The 19022-nt window shown below is 67.4% G+C and carries 18 protein-coding genes and 1 tRNA gene; 6 read left to right on the forward strand and 13 right to left on the reverse strand.

The annotated features are described in order from the left end of the window. Positions 1-207: 207 nt before the first annotated feature. The 12 genes from ACILR9_RS27375 to ACILR9_RS27430 all read right to left on the reverse strand — a co-directional run bounded on the left by ACILR9_RS27375 (position 208) and on the right by ACILR9_RS27430 (position 11459). Complete coding sequence (locus tag ACILR9_RS27375; RefSeq protein ID WP_395713148.1) at positions 208-885, reverse strand: aspartate/glutamate racemase family protein; 678 nt, start codon at positions 883-885, stop codon at positions 208-210. 69 nt (positions 886-954) lie between these two features. Next, the gene (locus ACILR9_RS27380) at positions 955-1437 is read right to left on the reverse strand and encodes a PaaI family thioesterase (RefSeq protein WP_395713149.1); all 483 of its coding nucleotides are present in this window, start codon (positions 1435-1437) and stop codon (positions 955-957) included. 150 nt (positions 1438-1587) lie between these two features. Continuing rightward, a tRNA-Lys gene (locus tag ACILR9_RS27385) sits at positions 1588-1663 on the reverse strand. A 92-nt stretch (positions 1664-1755) separates the two neighbouring features. After that, a complete protein-coding gene (rodA, locus tag ACILR9_RS27390) occupies positions 1756-2907 on the reverse strand; it encodes a rod shape-determining protein RodA (protein ID WP_395713150.1) in 1152 nt (383 codons plus the stop codon). A gap of 24 nt (positions 2908-2931) precedes the next feature. Further along, a complete protein-coding gene (gene mrdA / locus ACILR9_RS27395) occupies positions 2932-4842 on the reverse strand; it encodes a penicillin-binding protein 2 (protein ID WP_395713151.1) in 1911 nt (636 codons plus the stop codon). Positions 4843-4909: 67 nt separating this feature from the next. Beyond that, complete coding sequence (locus ACILR9_RS27400) at positions 4910-5482, reverse strand: hypothetical protein (protein WP_395713152.1); 573 nt, start codon at positions 5480-5482, stop codon at positions 4910-4912. 1 nt (position 5483) lies between these two features. Continuing rightward, positions 5484-6392 (reverse strand): rod shape-determining protein MreC, encoded by a 909-nt coding sequence (mreC, locus tag ACILR9_RS27405; RefSeq protein WP_395713153.1) that lies wholly within the window; start codon positions 6390-6392, stop codon positions 5484-5486. Between the two features lie 251 nt (positions 6393-6643). Further along, entirely contained in the window at positions 6644-7684 is a 1041-nt protein-coding gene (locus ACILR9_RS27410) for a rod shape-determining protein (protein WP_395713154.1), read from the reverse strand. Between the two features lie 220 nt (positions 7685-7904). Beyond that, positions 7905-8279, reverse strand: coding sequence for a hypothetical protein (locus ACILR9_RS27415; protein WP_395713155.1), 375 nt, complete (start codon positions 8277-8279; stop codon positions 7905-7907). After that, entirely contained in the window at positions 8276-9427 is a 1152-nt protein-coding gene (locus ACILR9_RS27420; RefSeq protein ID WP_395713156.1) for an acyl-CoA dehydrogenase family protein, read from the reverse strand. Before ACILR9_RS27420 ends, ACILR9_RS27415 begins: the two co-directional genes overlap by 4 nt. Before the next feature lie 4 nt (positions 9428-9431). After that, complete coding sequence (locus ACILR9_RS27425) at positions 9432-10532, reverse strand: Zn-dependent alcohol dehydrogenase (RefSeq protein ID WP_395713157.1); 1101 nt, start codon at positions 10530-10532, stop codon at positions 9432-9434. A 24-nt stretch (positions 10533-10556) separates the two neighbouring features. Beyond that, on the reverse strand, positions 10557-11459 hold the full coding sequence (locus ACILR9_RS27430; RefSeq protein WP_395713158.1) for a FadR/GntR family transcriptional regulator: 903 nt from the start codon (positions 11457-11459) through the stop codon (positions 10557-10559). A 176-nt stretch (positions 11460-11635) separates the two neighbouring features. On the opposite strand from ACILR9_RS27430, the gene ACILR9_RS27435 reads away from it, so the two are divergent. The 6 genes from ACILR9_RS27435 (at position 11636) to ACILR9_RS27460 (ending at position 17913) form a co-directional block, all read left to right on the forward strand. Beyond that, the gene (locus ACILR9_RS27435; protein WP_395713159.1) at positions 11636-12910 is read left to right on the forward strand and encodes an extracellular solute-binding protein; all 1275 of its coding nucleotides are present in this window, start codon (positions 11636-11638) and stop codon (positions 12908-12910) included. 143 nt (positions 12911-13053) lie between these two features. After that, complete coding sequence (locus ACILR9_RS27440) at positions 13054-13947, forward strand: carbohydrate ABC transporter permease (RefSeq protein WP_395713160.1); 894 nt, start codon at positions 13054-13056, stop codon at positions 13945-13947. After that, a complete protein-coding gene (locus tag ACILR9_RS27445; RefSeq protein WP_395713161.1) occupies positions 13940-14800 on the forward strand; it encodes a carbohydrate ABC transporter permease in 861 nt (286 codons plus the stop codon). The genes ACILR9_RS27440 and ACILR9_RS27445 overlap by 8 nt, the downstream gene beginning before the upstream one ends. Further along, positions 14797-15558 (forward strand): SDR family oxidoreductase, encoded by a 762-nt coding sequence (locus ACILR9_RS27450; protein WP_395713162.1) that lies wholly within the window; start codon positions 14797-14799, stop codon positions 15556-15558. Before ACILR9_RS27445 ends, ACILR9_RS27450 begins: the two co-directional genes overlap by 4 nt. 374 nt (positions 15559-15932) lie before the next feature. Beyond that, positions 15933-16796: a phytanoyl-CoA dioxygenase family protein gene (locus ACILR9_RS27455; protein WP_395713163.1), complete on the forward strand. Its 864-nt coding sequence runs from the start codon at positions 15933-15935 to the stop codon at positions 16794-16796. Between the two features lie 16 nt (positions 16797-16812). Continuing rightward, positions 16813-17913: a Zn-dependent alcohol dehydrogenase gene (locus ACILR9_RS27460; RefSeq protein ID WP_395713164.1), complete on the forward strand. Its 1101-nt coding sequence runs from the start codon at positions 16813-16815 to the stop codon at positions 17911-17913. Positions 17914-17983: 70 nt separating this feature from the next. Here ACILR9_RS27460 and ilvC read toward each other — a convergent pair whose 3' ends face one another. Further along, positions 17984-19003 (reverse strand): ketol-acid reductoisomerase, encoded by a 1020-nt coding sequence (gene ilvC / locus ACILR9_RS27465; protein WP_395713165.1) that lies wholly within the window; start codon positions 19001-19003, stop codon positions 17984-17986. Between the last annotated feature and the right edge of the window lie 19 nt (positions 19004-19022).

Consider the following 19022-nt stretch of genomic DNA (forward strand, 5'->3'; position numbering starts at 1 on the left):
GGCAACAGCCCGCAACAACGGCCATAGGTCCGACGACCAACCGGATCGCCTCATTTTCCCCTCCGTACGCTGCCCATTCGGGGACATTGAGCCCTTATGGACTCTATTTGTTGCAAGAATGCCACAGTCTCTCTTCGCCGGCCACAGCCATCGGTAACGGCTTGTGGAAAAGAGGCAGCCGAAATATTGCAGCATCAGCGCATTCAGCTACTCAGATCCGGTCGGACGAGGCCGTCCTTCGAGCCGATCTTTGAGCGTGGCCACCGCCGAGGCGGGGCTCGTGAGGACGGGGCATGCCACCGCCTGTCGCAAGGCCCCGGCCACCGGAGCCATCGAAAACTGGGCCAGCATGATCGCGTCGCATCCGTCGAGCGTCCGTCCCGCCTCGACAATGCGCCGGGCGTGCTCGTCGGCGCGGCCAGCGTTCAGGGCTTCGAGCGCGCCGGGCGCCAGCAGGCTGCGCAGTTCGACCGCAGCCCCGGCCCTGGCGGCGTCGGCCTGGAACTCCTCCTCCATGCTGGGGATCGACGGTGCGAACGTGGCGACCATGCCGATCCGGCGGCCGCTCGTCAGGGCCACGGCGAACATCGCCTCGTTGGGCTTGAGCACCGGAATGGCGAGCCGTGACGCCACGCGCTCGATCGCCAGGCCAAACGCCGAGCAGGTGAACAGGATCGCCTCGGCGCCGAGCGACAGCGCGTAGTCCGCGAGGACATCGAAACGGCGCTCCATCGCCGTGGTCAGCCTGCCGTCGCGCGCCCGATCCTTGCTAAGCGAATCGTCGAGAACATTGACGATCTCGGCCGCCGGCCACGCCGACGCGAACTCGTCGACGATCGGGCCGACCGCGGCCGGCGTGGCGTGGATCAGGGCGATGCGTGGCACGGAGCAGGACCTCGGCGAGCGGCGACGATCGCAGCGCGGCTTGCGGTTGGCAATCGCCAACCTTTCCTTTCACACGTCGAAGTTCAGGCATGTCGTCGTGCCGTGCACGAGCAGACGTCCCTTGCCGTCTGTGATCCGGCCATCCGCCGTCCCGACCCTTCGACCGCGGCTGATCACGACGCCCTCGGCCCTGATCAGCCCCGTCTCGGGCGTGATCGGTCGCACGAACGAGATCTTGAACTCGAGCGTCGTCGAGCTGACGCCCTTCGGCAAGGTCGAGCGGACCGCGAGGCCCATGCAGCTGTCGAGCAGCGTCGCCGCAAGACCGCCATGCACGGTGCCGGCAGGATTGAGATGCGTGCTCTTCGGCTCCGCCGTGATGACGACCCGCCCATCCTCCGCTTCGACGATGTCGTATCCCAATGTCTCGGCGATCGTGTTGAGCGGCAGGGACCCATCCGCCAGGCCCTGAACGAATTCGAGGCCCGACATCGCCTTCTGCCTCTCGGCGCTGACGGTGCCGTAGGTCCGGCCGCTGCGACGCGTCGTCATCAGATCATCCTCCACACATCGAGCATGCTGAATGCCGACGGCGCACACGCTTGTCTCGCGATTTCCGGACCTCATCTGCTAGCCGACGAGACGACCGGGAGAGCGCAAGCAAAAGGCCCCGCACTCGGGGCCTCGGCGCGTTCCGGACCATGGTGGGCGCACCAGGGCTCGAACCTGGGACCCGCTGATTAAGAGTCAGCTGCTCTACCAACTGAGCTATGCGCCCGCCAGATGGCGGCATGGCCGGAAGCGGCGCGGGCTATAGCAAGCAGGGAACACCTTGTCGATAGGCCGGCGGCAAAGAAAAATTGCACCCGGTCAGCGCGTCCGCGGCAGTTGCGCATCGCGATAGACGTTGACGCCTATCAGCAGGCCGCAGGCGAACATCACCGAGACCATGGCGGTGCCGCCGTTGCTGACCAGCGGCAGGGGCACGCCGACCACCGGCAGGAGGCCCATCACCATGGCCGTGTTGATGAAGACGTAGAGGAACATCATGGCGGTGACGCCGAGCGCCACCAGGCGGCCGAAATGGTGCTGGCAGCGCAAGGCGATCGAGAAGCCCCAGACCAGCACCAGGGCGAACAGGCCGAGCAGCACCAGGGCGCCGACCAGGCCCCATTCCTCGACGAAGGTGGTGAAGATGAAGTCGGTCTGCTTCTCGGGCAGGAAGTTCAACGCTGACTGCGTGCCCTGGAGGAATCCCTTGCCGAACAGGCCGCCCGAGCCGATGGCGATCTTCGACTGGGTGATGTGGTAGCCGGCACCCAGCGGATCGCGGTCGGGATCGAGGAAGGTGAGCACCCGCTTGCGCTGGTACTCGTGCATCAGCGACCAGGCGATCGGCAGGCAGGCGACGGCGCCCACACCCGCCACCAGGAACATCCACAGCCGCACACCGGCCACGAACAGCAGCGCGCCGCCGCCCATCAGCACCATCATGGCCGTGCCGAGATCGGGCTGCACCATGACCAGCCCGACCGGCATCAGGATGAACAGAAGCGGCGGGATGACATAGAGGAAGCGCGCCGCCTCCTCCCTGCGCAGGCCATGATAGTAGCGCGCCAGAACCAGGATCACCGCAACCTTGGCAATCTCGGAGGGCTGGATCTGGAGCGGCCCGAGCACCAGCCAGCGCTGGGCGCCCATGCCGATCTTGCCGACGACGTCGACCGCCACCAGCAGCAGCAGGGCGACGATGTAGATCGGCCAGGCGAGCGCCAGCCAAACGCGCGGCGGCACCAGCGCCGTCGCCAGCATCACCCCGAACGCCGCGACATAGCGCATGGCGTGACGCGACGCCCATGGATCGAAACGTCCGCCGGCCGCCGAATAGAGCGCCAGCACCCCTATGCCCGCGATCGCCGTCAGCACCAGGACCAGGCCCCAGTTGATGCGCCAGATCTTCTCGGTGAATCCGATCGGCGCCGGCGCGTCGAGCGCGCCGCCCTGCATCGAGGCCAAGCTCATCGCGACACTCTCATGACGAGACTCTCATCGCGACGCCATCTTGCGGAAATTGTCGGTGCGGCGCGACGGATCGCGCTTCATCGTCTCGAGCAGCACGTCGCGGCCGATCGGGCCCGCCGTCGCGCCGCCCGCCATGCCGTGCTCGACGATGACGGCGCAGGCATAGCGCGGCGTGTCGACCGGCCCGAAGCAGACGAACAGGGCGTGGTGGCGCAGGTGCCAAGGCAGCTGCGCCTGGGTGATGCCGAGCTCGCGTTCGCGCTCGGTGATACGCTTGACCTGGGCGGTGCCGGTCTTGCCGGCGAACCGCATTGCCGGCTCGATCAGCTTGCCATCGGCATCGCGGCGCAGCGCGTTGGCGGTTCCGAGGCTGCCGTTCACCACCTGGTTCATGCCCTCGCGGACGATGGCGAGATGCTGTGGGTTGAAGCGCATCGACGGCGCATTGGGTTTGGTGCGCAGCGGCGGCGGCGCCAGCTCCTCGCGCGGCGTCGCCGAAGCGAGCAGCAGGTTGGGCTGCACCTCGTAGCCGCCGTTGGCGATGCGCGCGGTCATGATTGCGAGCTGCAGCGGCGTCGCCGTCATGAACCCCTGGCCGATGCCGAGATTGAACGTGTCGCCATGCTGCCACGGCTTGCCGAGCTTCTCCTGCTTCCAGGCGCGGCTCGGCTGGTTGGCTGCGGATTCGCCCGGCAGGCCGAGCTCGCTCACCCGACCGAAGCCCAGCCGGTTGGCCACGTCGGCAACGCGATCGACGCCGGCGCGGCGTGCCGCCTCGTAGAAGAAGCAGTCGCACGAGCAGGCGATCGCCTCGGTGACATTGGTCGAGCCGTGACCGGCGGTCAGCCAGCAATGGAACTTGATCTTGCCGAGCTCGAGGAAGCCCATGCAGGGCAGCCTGGTCCACGGGTCGATCGCCCGCGATTCGAGCGCCGCCAGCGCCGTCACCATCTTGTAGGTCGAGCCCGGCGGATAGACGCCGGCGATCGACTTGTTGTGCAGCGGCCGCTCCGGGCTGTCGAGCAGGTCGCGCCATTCGCTCTGGCTGATGCCGCGGGCAAAGGTGTTGGGATCGAAGCCCGGCGTCGACACCATGGCCAGGACGTCGCCGGTGACGACGTCCATCACCACCACCGAGCCGCTCTGGTGCTGCTTCATCTTCTCGGCAACGAAGCGCTGCAGGTCGAGATCGATGGTGAGCAGGGCGTTCGAGCCGGGCTGGCCCTCGGTGCGGTCAAGCTCGCGGACCACGCGGCCGACCGCATTGACCTCGACCTGGACGGCGCCGGCGCGGCCGCGCAAATCGTCCTCGAGCGAGCGCTCGACGCCCTTCTTGCCGAAGCGCAACGTGGCGAGCTGCAGCACCGGGTCGTCGCGGCCGGCCAGATCCTCGTCGGCAACGCGGCCGGTGTAGCCCACGATGTGGCTCATCAGCTCGCCTTCGGGATAGTCGCGCGACTGGCCGAGATCGATGAACACGCCGGGCAGGTCGGGGGCGTTGAACTCGACGCGCGCCACCTCCTCCCAGCCGAGATTCTCGCGCACCACGACGGGCTGGGCGTTGCGGCTGCGCCTGAGCTCGCGCAGCAGGCGCACCTTGTCGGCCTCGGCGAGGGAGAAGATCTGGTCGAGGCGGTCGATCAGCAAATCGACGCCGCGGCCGCGATCGGACGTCGCCATGCAGCGGAAATTGTTGCGGTTGACGGCGAGCGACTTGCCGGTGCGGTCGAAGATCAGGCCGCGCGACGGCGGCAGCAGCCTGAGATTGATGCGGTTCTCCTCGGCCAGCGTGGCGAAGCGCTGGGTCTCGACCACCTGGAGCTGGTAGAGCCGGCCGGCCAGCGCCGACATCAGCACCACCTGGGCGCCGCCCAGCAGCAGGGCGCGCCGCGTGAACAGGCCGGAACGCTCGCCGTCGCCCTTGCGATAGCGCATCACGGCGCGGTCCCTCCGGGCCGCGCCAGGTCGCGCGAAAGCTCGGGGACCTTCAGCGAAGAACGCATCACGGGGCGGTCCCTCCCGGCCGCGCCGTGCCGCGCGACAGCTCGGGCACGTTCAGCGGATCGCGCGGGCGGATGCGGGCGAGCAGCGGGCCGATCAGCGGATAGAGCACGACGATGACGACGTACTGGACGAACGCGGCGCGCGGATCGATCGCCGTCCAGGTCCACAGCGAGGTCAACGACCACACCAGCACGACGAAACCGAGCGCCAGCAGGCAGAAGCCCGCCCACTGGAACAGGAAAGGCACGCCGACCAGGTAGCGCCGGTTGTTCACGACGGAAGCGCGGATCAGCACGAAGCCGAGGGCGCTCACGCCGACCGGTGCACCCGGTCCGCCGAGCAGCAGGTCGAGCAGCACGCCCATCGCCAGCAAGAGCGGCCCGGGCAGCCGCTCGGGCGTGGCCAGGCTGAACTGGAAGACGGTCAGCGCCGGCAGGAGCGGCAAGGCATCGGCGAGATAGGGCACGCGCAGCGGCGCCAGGGTCAGCAGCACGAAGAACAGCAGCACCGTGCCGGGCAGCGCCGCGCGGCCCCAGCGATCGAGCGTGCCCAGCGCACCATCGACCCGCACCTCAGCGCACCCTCTGGCCAGTCGACGAGACGCCGGGCTGGGTCGTCGCCGGCGCCGCCGAGCCCGGATTGCTCACCAGGCCGGGCACGCCGTAGTCGACGACGCGGACGAACTCGAGGCGCGAGAAATCGGCGAACGGCCGCACGCGCACGCTGCCTTCGCCGGTCTCGACGACCTCGCCGATCGGGATGCCGACCGGAAAGCTCCCGCCATGGCCCGAGGTGATGATGCGATCGCCGCGCTGCACGCCGGCGACGCTCTGCAGCAGGGTGAGGCGCAGCTGCGGGGAATTGTCGCCGGCCACGATGGCGCGCTCGCGCGTGCGCTCGATCAGCACCGGCAGGCGCGAATTGACGTCGGTGACGAACAGCACGCGGGCGCTGTTCTCGCCGACCTCGGCGATGCGCCCGGCGAGGCCCTCGCCGGTCACCACGGCCTGGCCGTGGGCGGCGCCGGCGCGGCGGCCGACATTGAGCAGCGCGCCGCGCACATAGGCGCTGACGCTGTCGCCCACCAGCCGGGCGGTGATGAACGAGGCCTCCGGGCCTTCGCGAAACCTGGCCAGGCCGCGCAGGCCTTCGTTCTCGTTCTCGAGGCGGCGGGCGGCGGTCTGCCAGGCCAGCAGCCGGGCATTCTCCTCGCGCAGGCGCGCATTCTCCTCGCGCAGCGAGGCGAATTCCTGCAGGTCGGCGATCGCGCGGTTGGCCACCCCGACCGGCCGGGCGATCGCCTCGAGCATCGGGGTGGCGAGATCGAGCGCGACGACGCGGACATGCTCGACCAGCACCGTGTCGGCCTTGCCGACCAGCATGATGCCGAACGCAGCGATGATGAGCAGGCCGAGGGCAAAGCGCTGCACGGCCGAACGCACCTGGCCAGCGACTACCTCGAAGTCGTCCCGGATCGCCATGTCCCGCCCATACTACCCCTCATGTGCGAGCTCGTGCCGCTGATATTTTTCGCCGATCTTGCGCTCCTCCCCAGCTTCGCTGGGGAGGTGTCGGCGCAATCGCCTCTCATGCCCCTCCCCAGCTTCGCTGGGGAGGTGTCGCCGTCTTCGGCGACGGAGGGGTCATGAGTCCCAGTCCCGCTGCTCATGACCCCTCCGCCCCGTAAGACGGGGCACCTCCCCTCGTATGACGAGGGGAGGAGGAAAAGAGATCAATACATCGACGACAAGACGCCGCGCAGGCGGTCGATGTTCTCGACGGCGTGGCCGGTGCCGAGCGCGACGCAGAGCAACGGGTCCTCGGCCACCGAGACCGGCAGGCCGGTGGCCTGGCGCAGGACGGTGTCCATGTTGCTCAGCATGGCGCCGCCGCCGGTCAGCACGATGCCCTTGTCGACGATGTCGGCGGCGAGCTCGGGCGCGGTGTTCTCCAGCGCGACCTTGACCGCCTCGACGATGGCGCTCACCGGCTCCTGCAGGCTCTCGGCGATCTGCCGCTCGGTGATGATCAGCTCCTTCGGCACGCCGTTCATCAGATCGCGACCCTTGATCTCCATGGTCCGGCCCTCGCCGTCCTCGGGCGGGCAGGCCGAGGCGATGGTCTTCTTGATGCGCTCGGCCGAGCTCTCGCCGACCAGCAGGTTATGATTGCGGCGGATGTAGCCGATAATGGCCTCGTCCATCTTGTCGCCGCCGACGCGCACCGAGCGCGGATAGACGATGCCGCCCAGCGACAGGATGGCGACCTCGGTCGTGCCGCCGCCGATGTCGACCACCATCGAGCCGGTCGGCTCGGTGACCGGCAGGCCAGCGCCGATCGCCGCCGCCATCGGCTCCTCGATCAGCCAAACCTTGCGCGCGCCCGCGCTCTCGGCCGATTCCTGGATGGCGCGCCGTTCGACCGCGGTCGAGCCGGAGGGCACGCAGACAACGATCTGCGGATGGGCGAAGCTCCGCCGGTTGTGCACCTTCGAGATGAAGTGCTTGATCATCGCCTCGGCGACCTCGAAGTCGGCGATGACGCCATCGCGCAGCGGGCGGATCGCCTGGATGTTGCCGGGCGTGCGGCCGAGCATCATCTTGGCTTCCTCGCCGACCGCCAGGACCTGGCGCTTGCCGGTCTGCGTGGTCAGGGCGACGACAGAGGGCTCGTTCAGGACGATGCCACGGCCCTTGACGTAGACCAACGTGTTGGCCGTGCCGAGGTCGATCCCCATGTCCGCCGAAAACAGCCCGATGACACGCGAGAGCATTTAGTCAAGTCTCTGTAATTGCTGGAAAATTCTTGGATCGGCACTGTCCGCGACGCCTGCCGTCGAAGCGCGCACGGGTTTAGACCGGCCGACCGGGCCCCGCAAGGTCCTTCAAGCCGCGGCCGGCGGCCCGACATTCTCCTTCTCCTCCCCAGCGAAGCTGGGGAGGAGAAGGAAGAGGGCGCCACTGGCGGCGGAGATATCTGCGGCTCCGCGAACCTCACTGAGTCGCCGGCTTGGCCCGGCTCGCTTCCTTCGCCAGCACCTCGATATCCTGCTGCGATAGCCGCCGCAGGTCATCATAGGCCTTGCGCGTGAACTCGACCCGGCCGGTGCCCTCGCCGCTCAGCGTGTACTTGCCGTCGCGCTCGACGAACAGGAAGTAGAACGGCAAGGCGGGATTGCCGCGCGCCGTCACGATCGCGACCGAACGATCGTCGTTGCAGCCATAGACGTCCCACGCCGTGCCGCCGAACATGCGGCTGTTGCCGGTGGGGCCGCGATCACACTGAAGCCTGCGTTCCGACGGCGCCTGCGCCGCCGCTTCCGTCGCTACCAGCGCCAGGGCAAAGGCAAGGGGTAGGCGCCTGGTCATAGTCCCATCATCTTGGCGATGGTGTTGCGATGGATGTCGTTGGTGCCGCCGCCGATCGAGCCCACGCGCACGTCGCGGAACAGGCGCTGCACATCGTGCGCCATGGTATAGCCCGCGCCCCCCATGATCTCCATGGCGAGATGGGCGCAGCGGAACTCGCCGTCGGTGCCCTGGATCTTGGCGATCGCCGTCTCCTCGACCGGATTGAGCCCGGCGTCGAGCATGTCGGCCAGCCGCCAGGTCAGCGCCTGCGTCGTCTTCAGCAGGATGCGCATGTCGGCGAACTTGTGCTGGATCGCCTGGAACTTCGAGATCGGCTGGCCGAACTGGCGGCGCTCCACGGCATAGGCGCGAGCATACTCGATCGCCCAGTGCATGTTGCCGCAGGCCTGCGCCGCCAGGCACAGGCGCTCGAGGTTGAGCCCCTTCATCAGGCCGGCCCAGCCGCGATTCTCCTCGCCGATCACGTGATCGGCCGGCACGAACACGCCGTCGAAGAAGATCTCGTTGGCATGCGTGGTGCGCCGACCCAGCGTCGGCAGCGGCTGCATGGCGAGCCCGGGCGCGCGGGCATCGACCCAGAACAGGGTGACGCCCTTGTGCCGCGCCTCGCTGTCGGTCTTGGCCACCACCATCAGGTAGTCGGCGACATGGGCCGCGCTGATATAGAGCTTCTGACCCGTCAGGCGATAGCCGTTGCCGTCGCGCACGGCGCGCGTCTTGATGCCCGAGGCGTCCGAGCCGGTGTCGGGCTCCGAAAGCGCGAAGGCCGATTTCAGGCGGCCGGCGCAGATTTCCGGCAGGTAGCGGCGGCGCAGATGCTCGCCGGCGGTGAGCTGCAGATGCATGCCGCCATAGACGACCGTCGGCAGGTAGCACGACGAGGCGCCGCTGTAGTGGCGCGCCAGCGCCTCGACCAGCACCACCAGGTCCTTGCGGCTGCCGCCCATGCCGCCATAGGCCGGATCGTAGGGCAGCGCCATGTAGCCCGCCCCGGCCAGCGCATCGAACGCGGCGTGCGGGAACTCGCTCGCCGCATCGAGCCGGCGGATCTCCTCAGCCGGCAGCACGCGCGCCAGGAGCTCGGCGACGTTGCGCCGGATCAGCTTCTGCTCGTCGGTCAACCCGAAATCGTCGAGGTCTGTCATCGCCCTAGTCGAACACCACGACGCCGCGCGCCACCTCGCCGGCCATCATCTTCCTGAAGCCCTCGTTGATGTCGGCGAGCTTGTAGGTGCGGCTGATCAGGCCGTCGATGTTGAGGCGCTTGTTCATGTAGTGGTCGACCAGCACCGGGAAATCGAGGTCGGGGCGGACCGAGCCGTAGAAGGTGCCGCTCACCGTTTTCTCGGTGAACACCATGTTGAAGGGCGAGTACTGGGCGCGCTGATTCGGGGAGGATACTCCGACCGCGACGGCATGGCCGCCCGGCGCCAGGGCGTCGTAGGCCAGCGCCTGCGTCTTGTCGATCGCCACCGCATCGAAGGCGTAGTCGACGCCGAAGCCGCCGGTCATCTCCTTCACCTTCTTCGCCGCGTCCTCGTTGGTGCTGGTGTTGATCGTGTGGGTGGCGCCGAAGGTCTTCGCCATGTCGAGCTTGTTGTCCAAAAGGTCGGCCGCGATGATGATGCCGGCGCCCGACAGCACGGCGCCCTGGATGGCGTTCAGCCCGACGCCGCCGCAGCCGATCACCAGCACGGTCGAGCCGGTCGGGATCCGGGCATGGCGGGTGACCGCGCCGACTCCGGTCGCCACGCAGCAGCCGACCAGGGCGGCTTGCGCCCACGGCATATCCTTGCGGATCGGCACCACCATCTCCTCCGGCACGACGACCTCCTCGGCGAAGGTGCCGATGCGCGCCATCTGGTAGATCTCCTGGCCCTTGTGCTTGATGCGCAGGGTGCCGTCGTAGAGCCCGGCCGGCGGCGTGTTGTTGCGGCCGATGCACAGCACCGTGCGACCCTGGCTGCAGTAGCGGCAGCGCCCGCAGTGCGGCCGGAAGGAAAAGATGACGTGGTCGCCCGGCTTCACCGTCGTCACGCCGGGCCCGCACTCGGCAATCTCGCCCGCCGCCTCGTGGCCGGGCACGATCGGCAGCGGCGACGGCCAGTCGCCATTCAGGATATGCCAGTCGCTCTGGCACACGCCCGACGCCTTCATCTTGACCCGCACCTCGCCTGCCTTGGGTGGATCGAGCTCGCAGTCGAGCACCTGCAGCAGCTCGTTGGGCTTGAACAGTATGGCGGCCTTCATGTCAGTCCTCCCCTCGCAGGAGGATTACTTAGACGGTTTGGCGGACCGCCGCGAGCCTCTGCGCGGTGAGCCCCTCCCCGGTGGACTCTTGTGCCGCGCCGGTGCCGGCCCGACGTTGCGCTCGACATTGCGCGCCGTTCTGCTCAGCAGGGCCATCATGGCGGCGTGGGCGCCTTCGGCGTCGCGGCGCTGGATGGCGACGAGTACGGCGCGATGGAGCGGCACCGACGGCGCCGGTGCGCCAGCATGCCGGGACGCGGCGCGAACGAACATGCCGAGCGCTGCTTCGGTCAGCGCGCCGAACGCCACCATCACATCATTGTCCGTCGCCGCCAGGATGGCCTTGTGGAAGCGGATGTCGGGATCGGCAAACCGGATCGGATCGTGCGCCGCGCGCTCCATCTCGGTGAATGCCGCCTCGATCGCCTGCAGGGTCTCCGGCGTATGGCTGCGCGCCGCCATGGCCGCCGCCGCCGGCTCCACCACCGCGCGCACATGCAGGAGATCGAACAGGAATTTCGGCTCGGCCTCGCCATTCTTCAGGCGCCACGCCAGCACATCGGCATCCAGCATGTGCCAGGCCTCGCGCGGCCGGGCGCGCGTGCCCGACCGCTTGCGCGACGTGATCAGGCCTTTGGCGGAGAGAAGCTTGAAGGCCTCGCGCACGACCGTGCGGCTGGCGCCGAAGCGGCGACTGAGCGCGAGCTCGCCGGGAACCAGCGCGTGCGGCTGGTAGACGCCGGCGACGATCGCCGAGCCGAGCTCTTCCGCGATGCGACCGGCACCGTCGACGTTTTTCCTCCCTAGCGAAGCTGGGGAGGTGTCGGCGCCTGCCCTGAGCGAAGCCGAAGGGTCTTCGCCGACAGGCGCGCGGCTCGCGACAGCGAACGAGCGCGAGGGGTCATGAACAGCGGGACTGCGGCTCATGACCCCTCCGTCGGCGATTACGCCGACACCTCCCCACGCAAGGCGTAGGGAGGAGAATGAGAAGACGACTGCGGCGGCGGGAAGGCATGTCGGTCATTGTTGACAGAGCGGATCAGTCGCTCGACGATATGTCAGACATAACAAAGCGCCAAGACTAAAGGCCGGGAGGAAGTGCCATGGGAAATCTCAATCGTCGGACTATTCTCGGCGGCGCTCTCGGCGCCCTGGCGGCACCGGCCGTCCATGCGCAGGGCGGCAAGCCGTTCGCCGGCACGACGATCAACGGGTCGTGCTTCCAGACGACCTACTTCGAGTATCTCAAGAACTACTTCCCGCAGTTCGAGGAGAAGACCGGCATCAAGGTGAACTTCACCATGCAGGCCTTCCCGGTCTACAACCAGCGCACCGACCTCGAGCTCTCGACCAAGGGCTCGGCGCTCGACGTCATCAACGTCACCTTCATCTATTCCGGGCGCTGGATCGGCGCGGGCTGGATGACCAATCTTGATCCCTTCACCAAGGATTCGAAGCTGACGCCGGCCGACTGGGATCCCGAGGATTTCGCCGGCGGGCCGCAATCGGCGATGAAGAACGCCAAGGGCGAGACCTTCGGCTACACCTGGGAAGCCGGCGCCATGATCCTGGGCGCGGCGCGCTACGACCTGATCGACAAGGCCAACAAGGACAATGTCGCCGCCTTCACCGCCGACAAGCTGCATCACTGGAACTGGATTCCCTACCTGATGGGCGCCGGGGGCAACGTGTTCAAGGCGCCGCCCGACAACCTCACGCCGACGCTCGACACGCCACAAGCGGCCTCGTCCGCCGCCTGGTACGCCAATCTGCTGACCAAGTATGGGCCGGACGGCATCCTGTCCTATTCCGACGACCAGTCGATGCGCTCGCAGATGTCGGGCCGCGCCAACATCCGCACCCAGGCGATCACCTGGATGGTGCCGCTCGCCAAGCATGCCGAGAGCACGGTGCAGAAGACGGTGCGCTACGGCCTGATGCCGGCCGGCCCCACGGGCAATTTTCCGGGCTCGAACAGCCACGGTCTCGGCATCCCCGCCGGCTCGAAGAAGAAGGAGGCGGCCTGGGAGTTCATCAAGTGGGCGCTGTCGAAGGAGACGGTCGCCATGGTCGTGAAGAACCACGGCTATCCCAGCGTCTGCCGCATGTCGATCATCAAGAGCCCCGAGTTCAAGCAGGTGCTGACGCTCAACGGCCAGGACGTCGCCGCGCTGTTTCTCGACGTGCTGCAGCTTGGCGGCAAGACCGGCTATATGAAGTACCGCACGGTGCCGGTCTATCCGCAGGTCGGCGACAAGATCAACAAGGCGATCGAACGCATCGCCACCAAGCAGCAGGCCGCCCCCGAGGCGATGAAGCAGGCCCAGGCCGAAGCCATCCAGGACCTGCAGAAGGCGGGCATCAAGATTGATACATGAAATCTTGTCCTCCCCTCGTCATACGAGGGGAGGTGTCGCGTCATACGCGACGGAGGGGTCATGAGCAGTGGGACTGAGGCCTCTGACCCCTCCGTCCGCGATGACGCGGACACCTCCCCAGCGGAGCTGGGGAGGAGAATGAGATGATGAGCGGCTTCCGGCGCTCGCAGCAACGCTTCTTCGTCTTCTGTGTCGCGCCCTCGCTCGCAGTGCTGGCGCTGATCACGCTGCTGCCGTCGCTCTACCTGCTGGCCACCAGCTTCACGCCGCTCAACCTGACGCGGCCGGAGACGCAGTGGGATTTCTCGCAGCCTTTCGAGAGCTACGGCCAGCTCCTCTCCGACTCGCGCCTGCACAACTCGGTCTGGGTGCAGGTCAAGCTGTCGTTCTGGACGGTGGTGCTGCAGCTCCTGATCGGGCTCGGCCTTGCGCTGCTCCTGAACATGCGCACCCGCCTGCTCGAGGCGCTGCGCACCGTGTTCCTGATCCCCATGGTGCTGCCGCCGATCGTCGTCGCCATCATCTGGAAGGTGATCTACACGCCCGACATCAGCCCGATGCACGGGATCTTCCGGGCGCTTGGCTTGAACGTGCCGGCACTGATCACCGATCCCAACTGGGCGCTGACCTCGATCATCATCGCCGACACTTGGGAATGGTTCCCCTTCACCATGCTGATGGTGCTGGCCGGGCTGCAGATGATGCCGCAGGAGCTGCTCGATGCCGCCAAGGTGGACGGCGCCACGCCGTGGCAGCTCACGCGCTACATCACCTTGCCCTTCATCACCGGCGTGCTGCTGGTCGCCGGCCTGTTCCGGCTGATCGATTCGATCAAGGCCTTCCCGCTGATCTTCATCCTGACCGATGGCGGGCCGGGCAACCTCACCGAGGTGACCAACTACTATTCCTACCTGCAGGCCTTCAACTTCTCCTATCTCGGCTTCTCGAGCGCTATCACCATCGCCCTGCTGGCGGCGACCATCGCGCTGAGCTGGGTGATCGTCCGTATGGTCGGCTGGGGAGCGGCCGTTGACTAGCAGCAACCGGGTGAGGGGCGGAAGCCGGGCCGGGCGCGGAACCCGGCGCGACCGCATCGCCATGCAGGCGCTTGCTGTCGTGCTGGCGCTGCTCGCCCTGTCGCCATTCCTGTGGCTGCTTCTGATGTCGTTCAAGACCAACGCCGAGATCTTCCGCTTCCCGCCACGGCTGCTGTTCGATGCGACCCTCGCCAACTATGCCGCGCTATGGACCTCGGAGTTCCGTAACTCGTTCGCCAACAGCCTGGTGGTCAGCGTCGTCTCGACGGCGCTCTCGCTGGTGATCGGCGTGCCGGCGGCCTACGCGCTGTCGCGCTGGACGACGCGCGCCGGCAGCACCATCACCCTGTGGATCCTGGCCAGCCGCATGGCGCCGCCGATCGCCTTCACCATCCCCTACTTCCTGGTCTATCGCCATCTCGAGCTGCTCGACACGCTCACCGGCCTGATCATCATCTATCTCACCTTCAACCTGTCGCTGGTGATCTGGATGATGCGGCCATTCTACGACCAGCTCCCGCGCGCTCTCGAGGAGGCCGCCTGGATCGACGGCGCCACGATGTGGCAGGGCTTCCGCCGCATCATCCTGCCGCTGTCCGGCCCCGGCCTGGCGGCGACTGCCATCCTCTGCTTCCTGTTTGCCTGGAACGATTTCTTCTTCGCCCTGATCCTGACCCGCACCGAGGCGATGACCGCGCCGGTGGCCGTGGTCAATTTCATGAACTACGAAGGCTGGGAATGGGGCCGCATCGCCGCCGGCGGCACCATGATCATGCTGCCCGTGCTGATCTTCTCCTTCGTCGTGCGGCGCTACCTGGTCCATGGTCTCACCGGAGGCGCGTTGAAAGGATGACCCTTCTGATCACCGGCGGCGCGAGCGGCATCGGCGCCGCCACCGCGAGGCTCGCGGCGGCGCGCGGCCACAAGGTCGCCATCAACTACCGCTCGCGCGAGGCCCAGGCCAAGAAGGTCGTCGCCGATATCGTGGCGGGCGGCGGCCAGGCGGTCGCCTTGCCGGGCGACGTCGGCCACGAAGCCGACATCGAGAAACTGTTCGAGGCGGCCGAGCGCGCGCTCGGGCCGATCACCCATCTGGTCAACAGCGCCGGCATCGACGGCGGCACGATGCGCGCCGACGAGTTCGACGAGGCGGTGCTGGCGCGCCTGTTCGGCGTCAACGTCGTCGGCCTGATGCTGTGCTGCCGCGCCGCGACGCGGCGCATGTCGACGCGGCACGGCGGCAAAGGCGGGGTCATCGTCAACGTCTCGTCGATGGCCGGCACGATCGGCGGCCGGCCTGGCAAGTCGGCCTATGCCGCGAGCAAGGCCGCCGTCGATTCCTTCACCATGGGCTTTGCCAAGGAAGTGGCCATGGAGGGTATCCGCGTCATCTCGGTGCGGCCCGGCATGACCGAGACCGAGATGACCGAGCAGGCGCTCGCCGATCCGGCCAACCGCGCCGCCGTCTCGGCGACCATCGCCATGGGCCGCGTCGGCCGCGCGCCGGAAATCGCCAACGCCATCCTGTTCGCGCTGTCGGACGAGGCGAGCTTCATCTCCGGCGTCACCCTCGACTGCTCGGGCGGCGGCTTCGTGTTCTGGAATCGGTAGAGTTCGTGCGCCGGGAGCGCGCCACTTAAGGCGGAGCAACCTCCATCCACGGCGGAGTAACCTCTGCCGATAGTGGCGCTCTTCTCATTCTCCTCCCCAGCTTCGCTGGGGAGGTGTCGCGTCATACGCGACGGAGGGGTCAAGGGCACAGGAGCGGTTGCTCATGACCCCTCCGTCCGCGATTACGCGGACACCTCCCCAGCGAAGCTGGGGAGGAGAATGAGAAGACCGCCACGTCGGCGGAGGTTACTCCGCCTTAGGCGGCGCGCTCCCGGCGATTGAGTCGCTGTAGTGACTGCTGTACGGCCTCGACCGCTTTGCTACAGTGCCGGCCAACCGATGACGTGCCCAACTGACCGGAGACGGTGATCGTCATGACCAACAAGCTGACGGATGACCAGGTCGAGGCCTATCGCCGCGACGGATACCTGTTCCCGGTTCCGGCCTTCAGCGGCGATCACGTCGCCGCCCGCAGGCAGCAGCTCGAGGCAATCATGGCGGCCGAGGGTGGGGTGCTGACGCGGCGCACCAACCAGAAGCCGCACCTGCTGTTTCCCTGGCTTGCCGACATGATCCGCGATCCGGCAATCGTCGACGCCGTCGAGGACCTGCTCGGCCCCGACCTGCTGGTGTGGGGCTCGGGCTTCTTCCACAAACCGGCCGGCGATCCGGCCTTCGTGTCGTGGCACCAGGATTCGACCTATTGGGGTCTGTCCTCGCCCGACGTGGCCACGGCCTGGATTGCCTTCACGCCGTCGACGCCCTTGTCGGGGTGCATGCAGGTGGCGCCGGGCACGCATCTCGCCGACCAGCTCCCGCACCGCGACACCTTCGCCGGCAGCAACCTGCTGACGCGCGGCCAGGAGATCGCCGTCGATGTCGATCGCAGCAAGGCCGTCGACATCGTGCTGCAGCCGGGCGAGATGTCGCTGCATCACGTGCGCCTCGTGCACGGCTCGGAACCCAATCGCGCCGACCACCCGCGCACCGGCTACGCCATCCGCTACATCCCTACCCATGTTCGCCAGATCGTGGGCGATCGCGACAGCGCCACCCTGGTGCGGGGGGTCGACCGCTACGGCCACTTCGAGGCCGAGCCGCGGCCCAGGGTCGATTTCGATCCCGAGGCGCTCGCCTTCCATTCCCGCATGGTCGAGCGCACAACGGGCATCCTCTATTCCGGCGCCAGCCAGCGGCGGGACCTGGGCGACGGCAGGTCGCTCGCCGGCCGCGCCTGAGCCGCGTACCGCGACGATGCGTTTTCGCGCTGCCGTCCTGCACGAGGTCGATGCGCCGCTGAAAGTGCAGGATGTCGAGATGGCAGCACTGCGGCCCGGTGACGTGCTGGTGCGCCTGCGGGCCTCCGGGCTCTGCCACACCGATCTCGAGGTGATCCAAGGCTCGCTCGCCTATCCGCTGCCGATCGTGCTGGGCCATGAAGGCGCCGGCATCGTCGAGGCAGTCGGCAGCGATGTGCATTCGGTCAAGCCCGGCGATCACGTGATCTGCTCGTGGAACCCGAGCTGCGGCCATTGCTTCTATTGCGATCGCGATCAGCCAATCCTCTGCGAGCCCTTCACCCGGCACCAGCCGCAAGGTCACCTGCTCGATGGCGAGTCACGCCTCAGCGTCGACGGTCGCAAGCTGCATCATTTCTCGGTCGTGTCCTCGCACGCCGAGTGCTGCGTCGTCCCGGAGGCGGGCGCGATCGCCGTGCCCAAGGAAATCCCGTTCGACCGCGCCTGCCTGATCGGCTGTGGTGTCATGACCGGTGTCGGCGGAGCGGCCCGCGTCGCGCGCATCGAGGGTGGCAGCACGGTGGCGGTGATCGGCTGCGGCGCGGTCGGCCTGAATGCCGTGCAGGGCGCCATGCTGCAGCGCGCCGACACCATCATCGCCCTCGATCGCGATCCGGTGCGGCTGGCGATGGCACAGCAGTTCGGGGCGACGCACGTCATCGATGCCGGCAGCAATAACCTTGTCGACCAGGTCAAGGCCCTGACCGGCGGGCGCGGCGTCGACACCGTGATCGAATGCGCCGGTCACGAGCAGGCCTTCCGCCTGTCGCCCGAAATCCTGCGGCCCGGCGGCCAACTCGTCTGGCTCGGCAAGATCAACGTCGGCCGCGACGTCGCCTTCCGCTGGGGCGCGCTGATGGGCGAGAAGCGGATCGTGCGATCGAGCTACGGCGGCGCCCGCCCGCGCCGCGACTTTCCCTGGCTGGCGCGCCTCTATCTCGCCGGCAAGCTCAAGCTCGACGAGTTGATCACGCGGCGCATCCGCCTGGACGAGATCAACGACGGCTTCGCCGCCATGATTCGCGGCGGCGCCGTACGCACCGTCATCGTCTTCTGAGGCGCCGCTCTTGTCATTCTCCTCCCAGCGAAGCTGGGGAGGAGGATGAGATGAGCGAAGCCGCTGGTCCTCAGTTCCGCGTCTTGTCGACCAGCGCGCGTTCCTTGATCCACGGCATCATGGCGCGCAGCTTGGCGCCGATCTCCTCGATCGGATGCTCCGACATCTTCTTGCGCATCGCCTTGAACGAGGCCTGGTTGACCTTGTTCTCGAGCATCCAGTCGCGCGCGAAGCGGCCGGATTGGATGTCGGCCAGCACGCGCTTCATCTCCGCCTTGGTCTCGTCGGTGACGATGCGCGGGCCCGAGCGATACTCGCCGTACTCCGCGGTGTTGGAGATCGAGTAGTTCATGTTGGCGATGCCGCCTTCATAGATCAGGTCGACGATCAGCTTCACCTCATGGAGGCATTCGAAGTAGGCCATTTCCGGCGCGTAGCCGGCCTCGACCAGCGTCTCGTAGCCCGCCTTGATCAGCTCGACCAGTCCGCCGCACAGCACCACCTGCTCGCCGAACAGGTCGGTCTCGCACTCTTCCTTGAAGGTGGTCTCGATCGTGCCGGCGCGCCCGCCGCCGATCGCCGACGAGTAGCTGAGGCCGATTTCCAGCGCATTGCCCGACGCGTTCTGCGCCACCGCCACCAGGCAGGGCACGCCGCCGCCACGCAGATACTCCGAGCGCACCGTGTGGCCGGGCCCCTTGGGCGCGATCATGAACACGTCGATATCCGTGCGCGGCGTGATCAGGTTGAAATGCACGTTGAGGCCGTGCGCGAAGGCGAGCGCGGCGCCCGATCGCATGTTGGGCGCGAGGTCCGCATTGTAGATGTCGGACTGCAGCTCGTCGGGCGTCAGCACCATGACGATGTCGGCCCACTTGGCGCCGTCCGCCGGGGTCATCACCGTGAAGCCCGCACCCTCGGCCTTCTTGATCGTGGCCGAGCCCGGCTTCAAGGCGATGCGCACGTCCTTGACGCCGGAATCGCGCAGATTCATGGCATGGGCGTGACCTTGGCTGCCGTAGCCGACGACCAGGACCTTCTTGCCCTTGATCAGGTTCACATCGGCATCACGATCGTAGTAGACACGCATTGCGGCCAATCCCTCCTGG

It is taken from the genome of Reyranella sp., from assembly GCF_044224635.1.
GTDB lineage: Bacteria > Pseudomonadota > Alphaproteobacteria > Reyranellales > Reyranellaceae > Reyranella.